The organism is Vibrio sp. 10N.286.45.E10 (assembly GCF_002874195.2).
Lineage (GTDB): Bacteria > Pseudomonadota > Gammaproteobacteria > Enterobacterales > Vibrionaceae > Vibrio > Vibrio crassostreae.
On record NZ_MCWD02000002.1, the window covers coordinates 1,176,269 to 1,190,812 of the forward strand.

Here is a 14,544-nt window from a genome sequence, read left to right on the forward strand (position 1 = left end):
GGAATCTTGCTCTTTGTATCCGCTAATTCTAACTAGCTGTTTAATCTTGAATTGACTAGCTATGCTGACGACGCATGTTATCGAGGATGATACCTGTCGCCATTGCTACATTTAGTGACTCTGCTCCACCGAATGCTGGAATCGTAATTTTATCTGTCACGTATTTAGCGGCGTGTTCACGGATACCGTGAGACTCGCTGCCCATCAGCAAAATGCCATTTGCAGTAAACTCAGTCCTATGAACACTTTCGCCTTCTAAAAACGCGCCGTAAACCGGCAGGTTCGCTTGCTCTAAGTAAGCAGGTAAGTCTGTTTGGCTTACGTGTACTCGGCCAAAGCTGCCCATAGTCGCGCTGATCGTTTTAGGGTTGTATGGGTCTGCGCAATCGCTGCTCGCAACGATATGTTTAATGCCATACCAGTCAGCTACACGAATAATCGTACCTAGGTTGCCAGGGTCTGACACACCATCCAGCGCAATCATTAAGCCGGTAGCTTCTGGTAATTCAACCTTTGGAATCTCAACCACCGCAATTGCGGCATTGTTACTCACCAAGGTGCTCGCTTTGGTTAGATCGTCTAGCGAGGCTTCAACACAATCAAACTCAATCAATGATGCGTGATTTTCAGATAGGAAATCAGCAGTAGCAAAGACGTTCTTCACGACTAATTCACTATTGAACAGCTCAAGAACGTTCTTTTCACCTTGAACTAGAAACAGGCCGTGGGCTTTACGTTGTTTCTTTTGGCCCAAAGCACGAAGGAGTTTTAATTGGTTTTTTGAAATCATGTTTTTATCCTAGATATAAGCCCGCGCATTATAGAGCAAAGGTTGGATAACCAAAAGCGTGATAACTCAATGCGATCCATATAAAAAGCAAAAGCGATCCACTTAAAAAAGAAAAGCGCACTAAATAGTGCGCTCTTATGGAGATTTACTTACCTAAGTATCGCTGAACTGACAGCTTAATACGGAGCAGGATAGCGCTTAAAGACGGTATTGATATCGGTTAAGATCTCTTTTGATAACGGTTTACTGAAAGCGGCTACGTTCTCTTTTAGCTGCTCCATAGTGGTTGCACCAATGATGGTGGAAGTCACCCCATCAACTTGATTACACCAAGCTAATGCCAGTTGGCTCGGAGTGAACCCGTGAGCATTCGCCACTTCAACATAGCCTTTAACCGCTTCATTGGCAGATTCAGTGTCGCGGAAAATGCCTTTACGTTGCATGTAAGTCCAACGGCTGCCTTCTGGCCTTGCGCCATCGATGTACTTTCCACTCAACATGCCTGCAGCCAAAGGTGACCATGGCAGGTAAGCGACATCTTCATGCACACAGTTCTCAATCAAATATGGCCAATCTTTTGCGTGCAGTAAGTTGAATTCATTCTGAATCGAAACCATACGTGGTAAATCGTGTTTCTTGCTCAGCTTGAGGTATGTGTTGATGCCCCAAGTGGAGTCGTCTGAAAGCCCGATATGGCGAATTTTACCCGCTTTAATGCAGCTTGCCAGAGCTTGTAGGATCTCTAACATTTCAGCTTCATGCTGCTTTCGGTCAATATCACTGAATCGAATGTGATTTGGGAAATGCTTACCAAAATGAGGCGTTGTGCGATTTGGCCAATGAAGCTGGTAAAGGTCAATATAGTCTGTTTGTAGGCGTTTTAATGATGCATCAATTGCTGCGATCACGGCTTCACCGGTTATAGGGCCTCCATCTCGAATCCAAGGAAGTCCAGGCCCGGCAATTTTGCTCGCAATGATCAACTCTTGGCGGCGCTGTGGGTTACGCGATAACCAGTTACCGATAATCGCTTCTGTTTTGCCGTAGGTATCTGGAGACGGTGGAACTGCGTACATTTCTGCAGTATCGATAAAGTTAATACCTTGGCTTAATGCGTATTCGATCTGTTGGTCGGCTTGCTGTTGTGTATTTTGCAGCCCCCAAGTCATGCTGCCAAGGCAGATACGGGAAACGGGAATTTGACTACTTCCTAGTTTTGAATATTCCATTGAATTCGGGGTTCCTGTGGTTTGGTTCTCGGATACTCGCATTATAGTTTTGAAAAGAGGGCGAGTGAGGAATGAAAACGAATATGAATTATTAGCACAAAATGACACGATAAGGTATGGCATCAGGGAGTTTAGTGAGTCATTTCTCCGCGCACTAAGCTTCCTGCGTCATGTATCGAAATGCGCTTTTGAAAAGTTATGATGCAAAATGGTGAGTGAATTTAATGGTTAAAGTAGGAAGGAGAAAAATACATCGCGAATAAAAAAGCTCTACAGGATAGAGCGTAGAGCTTTTTTATAGGGGGTTCTGAATAGCGCTAGGTATTAATTGAGTTACGAGGTCGCGTTTGTATCTAACCCACCCTGGGTTTGCGCCTGTCTTAGAGCTTCCTGCCTTTGAATTTCTTTCTCAGTTAATACTGGTTGAAGTTTTTCCTCAGAGGCTTGAGGAGAGAAAATGAAATATTTATTAATCGTCATAACAGTGTCTCCGTGTAACGTATGACAGATACTGCCTTAAGGATAAATTGTGATCATCATCCACTTTGTACTTTTTTTAGGCTGAGCGCGGAGGGCGTAGAATGCGTACAAAGCGTTCGCTTATCATCCATATGCAATGTTGAACTGACGAAACCCTCTGAATTCAAGTATAGGAAGCTCATCTAATTTCGCACAATAATGATTTAGAGCAATTACATACATGGTCAGGGGCGTAAGATGAAAAGCCTCGAGACTGACTCAGCGCCCTAACCATTAAGTCAGTAAATCAATTACTTAATCCATGGTGAGATGAATTATGGAAAAGCTTGTAGAACGTTTTCTGAATTACGTTACTTTTGATACTAAATCCGATCCTTCTAATCAGCAGTGCCCAAGTTCACCGGGTCAAATCACCTTTGCTGAAGCCTTAAAGTCAGAATTGATCGCATTAGAACTAGCTGATATTTCTTTGGACGAAAATGGGTATTTGATGGCGAAGCTGCCGTCGAATGTCGATTACCCTGTGCCAGCCATTGGTTTTGTTGCCCACATGGATACCGCTCCTGACGCTTCAGGTGCGAACGTGAAACCACAAGTGATTAAAGATTATCGAGGTGGAACGATTGAATTAGGTGAAAGTGGCGAGTGTTTAAATCCTAGCCAATATCCAGACCTTGATTCTTTACATGGTCATGACCTTATTACGACTGACGGCACGACTCTGCTTGGTGCCGACAACAAAGCGGGCATCGCTGAAATAATCAGCGCGATTGCTTACCTGAAAGCGAACCCAGACATTAAACACGGTGACATTTGCATTGGTTTCACGCCAGATGAAGAGATTGGTCGTGGTGCGAACTTGTTTGACGTTGAGAAGTTTGGTGCCGAGTGGGCGTATACCATTGATGGTGGCCCAGTAGGGGAGTTGGAATTTGAGAACTTCAATGCCACGAGCGCTGATGTTATCTGTCATGGAGTGAACGTTCACCCAGGTACCGCAAAAGGTAAAATGGTGAATTCGATGAATATTGCGGCGCAATTCCAACTGATGATGCCAGCGCAAGAGACACCAGAGTGCACCGAAGGTTATGAAGGTTTTTATCATCTGAAATCGGCTGAAATGGGCGTGGCTCGATCTGAGTTAGGTTACATCATCCGTGATTTTGAACGTGTAGGTGTGGAAGCTCGTAAGGCATTTATGCAACAGAAAGTGGACGAGCTGAATGAGCGTCTTGAGAAAGGCCATGTTGAGTTGGTACTAACCGATAGTTACTTCAACATGAAAGAGATGGTTGAACCGCATCAACATATTATCGAATTGGCGAAGCAAGCGATGATTGAGTGCGATGTTGAGCCAATGATAAAGCCTATCCGCGGCGGTACTGACGGAGCTCGTTTATCTTTCATGGGGCTACCATGTCCGAATATCTTTACTGGCGGTTACAACTTCCACGGTATTCATGAGTTCATAACGATTCAAGGCATGGAGCAAGCGGTAAAAGTGATTGTCGAATTGTCTCAACGTACGGCAACACATTACCAATAATAGAGCATCAGAGCGTTATATCTCTTTGTATTTTTGAGAGTATTCAATAATACTCTCTTTAAGCATAAGGGAGTACGCGATGAAAAAGTTAGTTTTACTTTGCACCCACTTAGTCGTGGGTGCTTTTGGTTTTGGGCTTGGTGTCTATGCACTACCTATTTTGATTGAGCCCGATTCTCCTTCCTCAAGTTCTGTTGAAGCAATCAGTCAGCAGGCTATCTATACCGGAGAGTTCACCAAAGACCGCCAAGACAGTGATTTCTTACATTGGGGCGAGGGTATCGTCTCGGTGTCTGAAAGTGCGATAGCTTTTGAAGGTGAGTTGGCGCCGGGGCCTGATTATAAGGTTTACCTCTCGCCTAAGTTTATTGAAACCGAGCAAGCTTTCCATGACAGCAAGAACGAGTTACTGAGAGTCGGAGATGTGAAAACATTCGACCGTTTTATGGTTGAGCTTCCCGAAGATACTGATCTTAATCGATTTAATACTGTTGTGATTTGGTGTGAAACTTTTGGCCAATTTATTACTTCTGCGAAGATAAAATGATAGCCTTCTAGGGCGTGTTGAACTTTCGAGCTGATTTTTGCAGCGAGTTGCTGGGTATTTATACAAGGCAGAGGCGTCGATGTGTAGCTAGCCTACATGAGAAGCCGATAACGTAGTAAAAATGACCAGCAAACGCTGCCCGAAGGGTTCGGCTAAAAGCGTTTTACTCTTTGTTGAGTGAGATTTGCTTAGAATGACTAGGCTGCTTCTCACTCGCCGCGATTAAAACGCTTTTATCTCGAACAAAATTTAACCGCGAAAGGTCAACACGCCCTATAGTTAATACCAGAATGAACCCGAGCGCTCAGGAGTTGAGCGCTTTTTCATAGCACTGATATTGGCGGCTTTCTTGTAAAGCTAATCGTTGTAAAGCTAACCGTTGTAATGCTAAGGAATAAGTAATGGAAAAGTTGTGGCAAGTAATCGATTTCCTACTCGCTCATAAGTTTATTTTTAGTGCGTTGATTATCACTGTTATTTTAATCATTCGCCGAATCACCTTATCTCAAATAAGAGGTGATGTTGCTTTCCTTAGCGAAGACCAACGTAACTGGATGTCACGAACCAAAAACGGCACATTCGCGATTATCGTTGTGACGTTATTTGTGTTGTGGAAATCCGAAATCAGTGAGTTTGCGCTGTCAGTCACGGCCATTGCTGTTGCTATAGTCGTCGCATCTAAAGAGATCATTTTGTGTTTCACAGGTTCTATTCAGCGTGCGAGTTCTCGCTCATTTAGAATTGGCGACTGGATCGAAGTGGGTAAAATCAGCGGTGAGGTGATTGAGCACAATTTGATGGCTACTGTGATTCAAGAAATCGATTTATATCATGGGCAATATCACTTCACGGGCAAGACCGCCACGCTGCCTAATAGCATGTTCTTCACTTATCCGGTAAAGAACCTCAACTTCATGAAGCGCTATGTCTATCACAATTTTTTTGTGACGGTGAAAGACTTTGTAAACCTATACCCTATGGTACCGGGTCTTATTGTGAAAATTGAAGAGCATTGTGAAGAGTTTATCGATGTTGCCCGCCGTTACAACGGTGTGATCGAAAAGCATGCTGGCGTTGACCTTCCGGGTTCTGAGCCTCACATCCATATCACAAGCAGTTCGACGGGGGAGCAAGAAGTGCACTTTATGATCTTCTGTCCGACCGAAAAAGCGATTCATTTAGAGCAAGACATTCGTAAAGATTTTATGGAAGCGTACGCGGAAGCATTCCCAACGAGCGCTTAGTTTGCTCATCACTCCATAGCGACTAAATTATAGCGTCCAAACTATCAGTTCAAACAAAAGAAAGCCGAGAGCGATACTATCGACTCTCGGCTTTTTTGTATCCGAAATTCAGCTTAGATGTTAGCCCAAGTCAGCGAGTGGTAACCAATCAACTTGTACACCAGCTTGCTCAAACATATCTTGGCTAACTTTAATCTTGTCGCCCCAGCGAGAAAGGAAATCTTCGCTTTGCTCTGGGCAATGTACCGCTGAAATACCTGTTTGGATGATTTTTGCAGCACAGTTTGGACAAGGGAAGTGGGTTACCCAGATTTCGCAGCTGTCCAAATCACGTTTAGCGAATAAAATTGCATTTTCTTCAGCGTGAAGCGTCTTGAGGTACTTCATCTCTCTGTCATCAGTATCCGCACTATCAGACACGCCATGTGGGTAGCCATTAAAACCAACGGAAACAATACGGTTGTGCTTAGTGATTACGGCGCCGACTTGAGTTGAAGGATCTTTACTCCAAGAACCGACCAATTCCGCCATTTGATAGAAACGTTTAGCCCATTTTGAAATCATGAGAATTCCTTAACAATTAAATGTGAATGCTTATCTGTCTGACAATACATTATGTTAGACAATATCCATAGAGAACAAAAGCTGAGAGATTGATTTACTTAGGAATTGTAGCGTGTTTGTAATTACTTTATAAGCACTTAGTTTCAATTAACATATTGATACACTTTTGCGAGTTATAATTGATATTCCTCGGACATTTGAAGCAATTGTGTTACGTAACTTTTATGCTGTTCAATTTCTCATAAGTGACGGTATAACCATGCGTAAAAAGTTAATCCTTACGGCTCTTGCAAGCTCTCTTATTCTTGCTGGATGTGGGCAAGATGCTCAAAATGCCAAGCAAGCGCCTTTACCTCTCGTAGCTGTACAGGATGTTAGCGTCGTTTCTCACCAACAAAGTAAGTCGTACATTGGTCGTATTGAAGCCGTTGAAGATACGGCTATCACAGCGCAGGTTTCTGGCTATCTACAAAACCGTCATTTCAATGAGGGCCAAATGGTCGAAAAGGGCCAATTGCTTTACTCCATTGAGCCATCTTCATTTGAAGCTGAAGTTGCAAGTGCAAAAGCATCAGTTGCTCAAGCAAACGCGAACCTTAAGAAAGCCGAACTTGATTTTAATCGTGGTAAGAATCTTCTCCCTAAGGGCAGTATTTCTCAGTCGGAATTTGATGCATTGACCGCAAACTTATTAGGCTCTCAAGCACAACTTGAAGCAAGTCAAGCTCAGTTAAATGCTGCGAATGTTCAGTTGTCTCATACTAAAATTATTGCGCCTTTCTCTGGACGCATCAGTGACACCAAAGTCAGTAAAGGTGACCTGGTTTCACCGTCTTCAGGTGTACTGACGACTTTGGTTAGTTTAGATCCAATCCATGCATCGTTCAGCATTAGTGAGCGTGAGCGTATTGAGCTGGGTATGGACCGTATTGAAGGTGACGGCAGCAGCGACTCTGCAGGTGTTGAAGTTCAGATCATGCTTGAAAATGGTGAAGCGTTTGAACACCTAGGTCAGCTTGATTTCTTGGGCAATCGTATCAATCTCAATACGGGTACTATCGCGATGCGCGCAATCGCTGATAATCCGAATCAGCGATTACTTCCAGGTCAACACGTTCGTGTAGATCTACGTGAAAAGCAATCTATTGACGTTGTGACTATCCCACGCCGCGCGGTTCAAACCGATCTGGAAGGTGACTTTGTGATGGTGCTGGTTGAAGGTGAAACTGCACCAGTCGCTGAGCGCAGAAACATCGAGATGGGGCGCCAGGTTGAAGGTGGTGTGATTGTTCATTCTGGATTAGAGAAGAACGACGCAGTAATCACTCAAGGCTTACAGCGTGTGCGTAATGGTATGTCTGTTCGTATTCAACCTTCTGCTGAACAAGCTGAGTAAGGGGGCTATTTATGTTGAGTCGTTTCTTTATTCAAAGGCCTAAGTTTGCCCTTGTAATATCCATTATATTAACGCTGGCAGGTGCGATTTCTCTTGCTATCTTACCAGTAGCTGAATATCCAAAAATTAGCCCACCGTCGGTAAGTGTGTCGGCATTCTACACGGGCGCAAGTGCTGAAGTTGTGGAACAGGCAATAGCCGACCCCATCGAAACATCGGTGAATGGCGTAGAAGATATGATCTACATGTCTTCTAAAAGTGCTAACGATGGTTCATATAACCTTAACGTAACCTTTGATGTTGGTACCGATGCCGATATGGCTCAAGTCAACGTTCAGAACCGAGTTTCCCAGATCGAATCGAAGCTTCCACAAGAAGTGAGAATGGTTGGTGTCACCGTTAAGAAGCGCTCTCCTGACCTCTTGATGGTATTGAACTTCTATTCACCAAACGGTGAGTTCGATGATCAGTTCCTAATCAACTACGTTAACTTAAACATTAAAGACCAACTGGCTCGTGTGAAGGGTATTAGTGAAGTTAATGTATTAGGTGGTGGTGAATACGCGATGCGTGTTTGGTTAGACCCTGAGAAAATGGCTAACCTCAATATCACTACCTCTGACGTGAATCGTGCGTTGGCGGAACAGAACGTTCAAGTCGCTGCTGGTCGTATTGGTGCTGCACCTTATAACAACGCACAAGAAGTACAGTTCAACTTGGTAACAAAAGGCCGACTAGAAACGGCTGATGAGTTTGAAAATGTTGTTCTTCGTGCAACTCAAGATGGTTCAACGGTTTACCTAAAAGACATTGCACGTGTTGAGCTTGGTAAAAAGTTCTACGATGGTAATGGTAAATACCGTGGTCAAGATGCTTCGATCGTAACGCTGTCACTTCAGTCAGACGCTAACGCGCTGGAAAGTGGTAAAGCAGTCATGGCGATGCTGGATAATCTAAGCAAAAACTTCCCTGAAGGCGTTGCTTACGAGGCGAGTTATGACACCACACTATTCGTTGCAGAGTCGATCAAAGGCGTAGTAAAAACGCTAATTGAAGCGATCTTACTGGTTATCGCGGTAACGTATCTGTTCTTAGGTAGCGCCCGTGCGACCTTGATTCCGGTGGTTGCAATTCCAGTATCTTTGATTGGTACGTTTGCAGTCATGCAGATGACCGGTTTTACCATCAACACGGTAACCTTGTTTGGTTTGATATTGGCGATTGGTATTGTAGTAGATGATGCGATCTTGGTTATCGAGAACGTCGATACTACGATGGCCAAAGACCCAACTATTTCGCCACGTAAAGCAACGCTCATCGCGATGAAAGAAGTGACGGGTCCGATTGTTACCTCAACCTTGGTTCTGTTAGCGGTATTCATCCCAGTAGCGATGCTGCCAGGTATTACCGGCATCATGTATCGTCAGTTCGCCCTGACTATTTGTATCGCCGTTGTTATCTCTTCGATTAACGCACTAACGTTGTCACCAGCATTGTGTTCACTGGTTCTTAAACAGGGCGGTGGTAACACAGCACGTTGGTACCAAGCGTTTAACCGTGGTCTTGAATCAGTAACCAACAAATACGGTCAAATTGCAGGCTTCCTTGTGAAAAAGGGTGTTCTACTATTTACCTTCTTTGTTGTGGCACTAGCAGCGGTAACTTACTTCGCGAAAACCACGTCTACGGCGTTTGTACCTCAAGAAGATAAGGGCATCTTGCTGGTCAATGTGCAGCTTCCTGATGCGGCATCACTGTCTCGTACCGAGGATGTGACTAAGCAATTATTAGAGATGGTTGAGCAAGAGCCGGGTGTTGATGGCGTGACGCTGGTCAACGGCTACGCATTCATGACGGGCGCTTCTGCATCGAATGGTGCGTCGATGTTCATCAAACTCCACGATTGGGATATGCGTAACGCACTGGACGGTCAGCATTCGGCGCAAGCTATTTCTCAGCGTATTAATGGTCGAGCAGCGACAGAACTGCCTCAAGCGATTGTATTTGCAATGGGACCTCCAGCAGTTCCGGGTATGGGTGCAGCGTCTGGTTTTGAGTTTGTTCTCGAAGATACATTAGGCCGTAGCCGTACTGACCTAGCGATGGTTATGAATGACGTGATTGCTGAGGCGACCAAACAGCCTGAGATTTCACATACATTCAGTACCTTCCGTGCAAACGTGCCTCACTACTATGTCGATATTGACCGTGAGAAAGCGCAGCAACTAGGTATTCCGCTGTCGGAAATCTTCCAAACACTACAAGGCAACCTTGGTTCGTTGTACGTGAATGATTTCACCATGTTTGGTAAGAACTTCCGCGTAACCATGCAAGCAGACAGTGAACACCGTAGCAGCATGGATGATCTACAACGATTCCACGTGCGTTCGTCTAATGGTGAGATGATCCCGCTAAGTACATTAGTTACTTACGATCAGATCTTCGAACCAGATGTAGCATGGCGTTACAACATGTACCGCAGTGCAGTGATCCAAGGCCAACCTGCGCCGGGTTACTCAAGTGGTGATGCGATTGCGGCAATGGAACGTGTCGCGGCTGACGTGCTGCCTCAGGGCTACCAGTACGAATGGACCGGCATGGCTTACCAAGAAGTACTCGCAGGTAACCAAGCGATCTTCGCGTTCGCATTGGCACTGATCTTCATCTACTTGTTCATGGTGGCTCAATACGAGAGTTGGACCATACCGATTGCGATTATCTTAGTAGTACCGGTCGCAACCTTAGGTTCCTTCTTGGCGTTGAACCTAACAGGCACACCGCTGAACCTATATGCACAGATTGGTTTAGTTCTCTTGATAGCCTTGGCCGCGAAGAACGCAATCTTGATTGTAGAATTCGCGAAAGTTGAGCGTGAAGAGAAAGACGCACCAATCGAAGATGCGGCAGTGAAGGGCGGTACGCTACGTTTCCGTGCTGTGAACATGACGTCTTGGTCGTTCATCTTGGGTATTTTCCCGCTTATCTTCGCTGCGGGCGCAGGTCATGTGAGTCAGAACTCTCTGGGTATTTCACTGATTGGCGGCCTGTTATGTGTGTTACTGGCGGGTACGTTCTTAATCCCTGGCTTCTACGCATTCGTTCAGCGTAAACGTGAGAAAGCACACGGCGGTAATACCAAGTTGGTCCCGCTTGATGATGAGTAGGGAACTGATCGTCCTGTAGGGTTAATCCCTTACAAGACCAACCTTCGGAAAATTAATTCCTTATAAAAACTGAGGCTTAGCATTGCGCTAAGCCTTTTTTATTCCACTTATGAATAAAAACGCTTTTTATATAAGCAAATATTTATTATGTGATGGAGCTAACACTCTAATTTGGGTTTTGTAATAAAATGATGTTTTATTGGTAAGTGTCTGTTTATTCTAAAAATAGAAAGGTTCAGCTAACGGGTGTATGCTCGAAAACATTTGCACAATAGTGTGAAGTGTTTCAAAATTACGAAGTTATATTGAAATTTTTTGTGCATTGAGGTTCTTATGAAAGTCATTGATTTATTTAAACACCGAGGCGATAGCGTGTCTTCGCAACACTCAGAGTTTATGCAATGGATGTCTCCAGCTCTTAGAGATTACTGGGGCGACTTTCTTAATCGCACGCAAAATAGCCATTTCTTTGCGTGGGTTCGTGATCACCACAAACCTGCTGTCAATGAAGATGCACCAGAGATGCCGGTGGAGCAACCGATCGTACTTAAGCCAGAAGCACAACTTGTGTTTGATGAGCTTAATCAGCAGATCGGTGAAGTCATCCATACTGGCGACTGGATCAATGTAAGTCAAGACCGTATCAACCAGTTCGGCCTTGTGACTGAAGATATGCAGTGGATCCACACCGAGCCTGAAAAAGCGGAAATAGACTCTCCGTTCAAAACAACCATCGCACATGGTTTTTTGACTTTATCTCTGCTTCCTCGATTGACTGACAGCGTTGATCCTGACAAGTCTCAATTCCCAACAGCGAAGATGGTTGTAAACATTGGTCTTAACCAAGTACGCTTTCCATATCCTGTAAAATCGGGCAGTAACGTTCGTGCTAAAAGTACGCTAACAAAAGTAACGCCAATCAAGAAAGGCCTAGAGATAGAGCGCGAAATCCGCGTAGAAATCGAAGGTATTCGCCGTCCTGGTGCTGTTATCGTTTCGGTGATTCAACTTCACTTCTAAGTGGTTTGTAAAGAAGTGATTTATAAAGATTCAAAAAAAGAGAGAGCATAGTGCTCTCTCTTTTTGTTTACATTAGATAAAACTATCTCACTTACTTAATGCGAGTGTAGCCGTATTCCTCAATAAGGTCTTGGCCTTGTTTGGATTTCACGAACTTGATGAAGTCTTTGCTCTCGTCAGAAACAGAGTCTGTCTTATGCAGCAATAAGAATGGGCGAGCCAGTTCATAGCTGTGGTTTGCGATGTTCTTAGATGTCGGCTCTACACCTTCAAAAGTGATGGCCTTGATAGAACGGTCGATCGAACCAACAGAGATAAAACCAATCGCGTGCGGGTTATGGTTAACTATCGTTTTAACCATACTATTGCTGTTTACAACCAAGTTATTTGGGTTGATGTCAGACACTAAACGGTCGTTAATGATCTTTGTTAAACCAAGCAAGCTTTCGAAGCTGTAGCGTGAACCTGAAGACGCTTCGCGAGTCACCACTGCAATAGGCTGATCTGCGCCGCCCACAGTTTTCCAGTTAGTGATTTTACCTTTGTAGATGTCGAATAGCTGTTCGCGTGTAACGTTGCTTACAGCGTTTGAGCGGTTAGTTACAACAGCTAGGCCATCAAAAGCAATCGGGAACACTTTCAGCTTGTCGTTCTGTTCGCGGTCGGTCAAATAACGTGAGCTCATACCGATATCAGAGACACCTTTATTAACCATGGTAATACCCGCGGTAGAACCAATGCCCTGAACGGCAATGTAGTTATCAGGGTGAGTCTTGTTGTACTCCTCAGCTAATACATCCATCACTCGTGATACTGAAGTGGAGCCCGAAATAGTGGTTTCTTGTGCAAAAGCAGCATGAGAAGACAGGGCTAAGGATAAAAGAGAGGCAAGCGCGACTCGTAACATAAACAACTCCTAGTTAATAACATTTGCCGCATATCATAGGTCGGTTATATGACACTTTTGTGAAATTCTATACGCTTGATTTATAGCTGTTAGCTTGATGAGTGAGAGTTTTCTGGGTTTACGAAAGCAGGATTCGTTTCTGGGAGCTGGGCGGGTATTTTGTTTGCGCTTGTTCGCTAAAATGTTTGTTGAGTCCTAAGCTAAGTAGAGGAATTCACTACTTAGAAGTTTCTATGAAGTTACAAGGGGTGTTATGTCCGTCATTCATATCGAACTGAATCGTCTTTTAATTGGTGCTGAGAGGCTCTGTACATCTCGAAATCGCAGTTTACCTGTCGAGCTAGGCAAATCCCTATATGAAGAGTGTGAGGGTGGTGTGCTGTTTTCTCAGGCGCATTACCTGCTCGACTCATCTCATAGCGATTATACAAACGAGATTGCCTGCGTGACTTTTGATGAGTCGTTATCTTGTTGGTTAGTGATGGTGCCACTTGAAGGTGATGTTGAAACCGACTCTGTAAATTGGGGTCCGTATCCGTACCTGCCTAAATCAAAGGATCTTGATGTTATCTTGGCTGAGATAGAAAAAGACCCTAAATCGTATTTCTGGTCATAGTCACTCAGTGTTTACGTTGCTGGTGGCGTGCTCCCAAAGCTAAACAGCTTAGCCTCAAAGCCAAATAGCTTGCATCAGCTACCAGCTCACATATCACATCAATCTATTTACTTCAAACTTCCGGTTTAATGCTTTGTTGTTGAGCTTGTGCAATTAACGAACGGAAGTCTTTTGGTGTCTTACCATGATAAGTTTTGAAGGCAGTACTAAAGTGAGCAGCACTTTTAAAACCGGATTCATAGGCTATTTGAGTGATCGACTTGCTCGAGGTTCTTAGCTGTGTAGCCGCATGAGCAATACGCTTTATTTTCAGAAGGTTTGAGAACGACAAGTCTTCAGCAGATAAGCGGCGTTTAAGCGTTGCGGGTGACATTCCCATATAACTGGCTAGTGTATCTAAAGAGATATTATTTTCGATGTTTTGTTCGATGTAATGAATGACCTTTTGTGTCACGGTTAATCTAGAAGCTCGAGCAATAATGACTAATAAAGCTGGATGCTGTTCTACCATTAGCGACAACAAGCCTAAGCCAAGTTGAGTGAGTGCGTAGTCATTCTGAGGCGAAGAACTAACAAGTGACATGATGAGCTCTTTCAACTGGCAGATCTCGGTGTCGGTTTGATTGAACTTTATGTACTTGTCTGGAATTCTTGTGGATTCTAGATCGCTGAATTGGTTGATAAACTTCTGAAAAATAGCCAAATCGAAATCTAAGCAGGTTGCGCTAAATTCGCCATTTTCAGTGTTAACTGTGATGTCTTTAATCTGACCAGAATTGTAAAGTGTGAAATCGCCCGCTTGTAACGAGGCTTCAGTGCCATTGGGTAGCACGAACGAAATGCTGCCCTTCGATACCATGAAGATACCGTTTTTAGAGGCAGGATAACGTTCTCGTCTCCTGGGAATGAAGTTTCTGAATTGAGTAACTGTAATTGATGACATAGTGCGCTTCTTTGACGTTGTAAATTGATTGCTTATTGATTGTTTTTTTAAGTATTGTTTAAGCATGAGACATTTACAAAAAAGGCGCTAATAATTAG

General features: G+C 44.1%; 13 protein-coding genes. 7 read left to right on the forward strand and 6 right to left on the reverse strand.

Annotation, left to right across the window (positions count from 1 at the left end; all coding sequences use genetic code 11):
* Positions 1–55 precede the first annotated feature (55 nt).
* The 3 genes from BCU34_RS18205 to BCU34_RS18215 form a co-directional block, all read right to left on the reverse strand.
* Entirely contained in the window at positions 56–790 is a 735-nt protein-coding gene (locus tag BCU34_RS18205) for an RNA methyltransferase (protein ID WP_102479274.1), read from the reverse strand.
* A 176-nt stretch (positions 791–966) separates the two neighbouring features.
* Positions 967–2,019 (reverse strand): aldo/keto reductase, encoded by a 1,053-nt coding sequence (locus tag BCU34_RS18210; protein ID WP_102479273.1) that lies wholly within the window; start codon positions 2,017–2,019, stop codon positions 967–969.
* 333 nt (positions 2,020–2,352) lie between these two features.
* Positions 2,353–2,499, reverse strand: a complete 147-nt coding sequence (locus BCU34_RS18215) for a hypothetical protein (protein ID WP_181360368.1) — start codon at positions 2,497–2,499, stop codon at positions 2,353–2,355.
* Positions 2,500–2,815: 316 nt separating this feature from the next.
* On the opposite strand from BCU34_RS18215, the gene pepT reads away from it, so the two are divergent.
* The 3 genes from pepT (at position 2,816) to BCU34_RS18230 (ending at position 5,836) form a co-directional block, all read left to right on the forward strand.
* The gene (gene pepT / locus BCU34_RS18220) at positions 2,816–4,045 is read left to right on the forward strand and encodes a peptidase T (protein WP_102479272.1); all 1,230 of its coding nucleotides are present in this window, start codon (positions 2,816–2,818) and stop codon (positions 4,043–4,045) included.
* Between the two features lie 79 nt (positions 4,046–4,124).
* Positions 4,125–4,592 carry a DM13 domain-containing protein gene (locus BCU34_RS18225; protein WP_102479271.1) on the forward strand — a complete coding sequence of 156 codons (468 nt, stop codon included), beginning with the start codon at positions 4,125–4,127 and terminating at the stop codon, positions 4,590–4,592.
* 401 nt (positions 4,593–4,993) lie between these two features.
* The gene (locus BCU34_RS18230; protein ID WP_102479270.1) at positions 4,994–5,836 is read left to right on the forward strand and encodes a mechanosensitive ion channel family protein; all 843 of its coding nucleotides are present in this window, start codon (positions 4,994–4,996) and stop codon (positions 5,834–5,836) included.
* A gap of 120 nt (positions 5,837–5,956) precedes the next feature.
* On the opposite strand, the gene BCU34_RS18235 is transcribed toward BCU34_RS18230, so the two are convergent.
* Entirely contained in the window at positions 5,957–6,400 is a 444-nt protein-coding gene (locus BCU34_RS18235) for a dCMP deaminase family protein (RefSeq protein ID WP_102479269.1), read from the reverse strand.
* Between the two features lie 259 nt (positions 6,401–6,659).
* Between BCU34_RS18235 and BCU34_RS18240 the strand changes: the two genes are divergently transcribed.
* From BCU34_RS18240 to BCU34_RS18250, 3 genes are all read left to right on the forward strand, one after another.
* Positions 6,660–7,796, forward strand: coding sequence for an efflux RND transporter periplasmic adaptor subunit (locus BCU34_RS18240; protein ID WP_102479268.1), 1,137 nt, complete (start codon positions 6,660–6,662; stop codon positions 7,794–7,796).
* Positions 7,797–7,807: 11 nt separating this feature from the next.
* Positions 7,808–10,960 (forward strand): efflux RND transporter permease subunit, encoded by a 3,153-nt coding sequence (locus tag BCU34_RS18245; RefSeq protein ID WP_102479267.1) that lies wholly within the window; start codon positions 7,808–7,810, stop codon positions 10,958–10,960.
* 333 nt (positions 10,961–11,293) lie between these two features.
* A complete protein-coding gene (locus BCU34_RS18250; RefSeq protein ID WP_102433109.1) occupies positions 11,294–11,980 on the forward strand; it encodes a MaoC family dehydratase in 687 nt (228 codons plus the stop codon).
* 91 nt (positions 11,981–12,071) lie between these two features.
* Here BCU34_RS18250 and BCU34_RS18255 read toward each other — a convergent pair whose 3' ends face one another.
* Complete coding sequence (locus BCU34_RS18255; protein WP_102479266.1) at positions 12,072–12,887, reverse strand: phosphate ABC transporter substrate-binding protein; 816 nt, start codon at positions 12,885–12,887, stop codon at positions 12,072–12,074.
* 253 nt (positions 12,888–13,140) lie between these two features.
* Here BCU34_RS18255 and BCU34_RS18260 point away from each other — a divergent pair, with 253 nt between their 5' ends.
* Complete coding sequence (locus BCU34_RS18260; protein WP_057623680.1) at positions 13,141–13,503, forward strand: DUF3024 domain-containing protein; 363 nt, start codon at positions 13,141–13,143, stop codon at positions 13,501–13,503.
* Between the two features lie 112 nt (positions 13,504–13,615).
* Here BCU34_RS18260 and BCU34_RS18265 read toward each other — a convergent pair whose 3' ends face one another.
* Positions 13,616–14,446: a helix-turn-helix domain-containing protein gene (locus BCU34_RS18265; RefSeq protein ID WP_057623678.1), complete on the reverse strand. Its 831-nt coding sequence runs from the start codon at positions 14,444–14,446 to the stop codon at positions 13,616–13,618.
* Between the last annotated feature and the right edge of the window lie 98 nt (positions 14,447–14,544).

Excerpts from the sequence above, each read along its gene's own strand:
- BCU34_RS18205 (WP_102479274.1), bottom strand. The coding sequence starts at position 790 with ATGATTTCAAAAAACCAATTAAAACTCCTTCGTGCTTTGGGCCAAAAG.
- BCU34_RS18210 (WP_102479273.1), bottom strand. The coding sequence starts at position 2,019 with ATGGAATATTCAAAACTAGGAAGTAGTCAAATTCCCGTTTCCCGTATC.
- BCU34_RS18215 (WP_181360368.1), bottom strand. The coding sequence starts at position 2,499 with ATGACGATTAATAAATATTTCATTTTCTCTCCTCAAGCCTCTGAGGAA.
- pepT (WP_102479272.1), top strand. The coding sequence starts at position 2,816 with ATGGAAAAGCTTGTAGAACGTTTTCTGAATTACGTTACTTTTGATACT.
- BCU34_RS18225 (WP_102479271.1), top strand. The coding sequence starts at position 4,125 with ATGAAAAAGTTAGTTTTACTTTGCACCCACTTAGTCGTGGGTGCTTTT.
- BCU34_RS18230 (WP_102479270.1), top strand. The coding sequence starts at position 4,994 with ATGGAAAAGTTGTGGCAAGTAATCGATTTCCTACTCGCTCATAAGTTT.
- BCU34_RS18235 (WP_102479269.1), bottom strand. The coding sequence starts at position 6,400 with ATGATTTCAAAATGGGCTAAACGTTTCTATCAAATGGCGGAATTGGTC.
- BCU34_RS18240 (WP_102479268.1), top strand. The coding sequence starts at position 6,660 with ATGCGTAAAAAGTTAATCCTTACGGCTCTTGCAAGCTCTCTTATTCTT.
- BCU34_RS18245 (WP_102479267.1), top strand. The coding sequence starts at position 7,808 with ATGTTGAGTCGTTTCTTTATTCAAAGGCCTAAGTTTGCCCTTGTAATA.
- BCU34_RS18250 (WP_102433109.1), top strand. The coding sequence starts at position 11,294 with ATGAAAGTCATTGATTTATTTAAACACCGAGGCGATAGCGTGTCTTCG.
- BCU34_RS18255 (WP_102479266.1), bottom strand. The coding sequence starts at position 12,887 with ATGTTACGAGTCGCGCTTGCCTCTCTTTTATCCTTAGCCCTGTCTTCT.
- BCU34_RS18260 (WP_057623680.1), top strand. The coding sequence starts at position 13,141 with ATGTCCGTCATTCATATCGAACTGAATCGTCTTTTAATTGGTGCTGAG.
- BCU34_RS18265 (WP_057623678.1), bottom strand. The coding sequence starts at position 14,446 with ATGTCATCAATTACAGTTACTCAATTCAGAAACTTCATTCCCAGGAGA.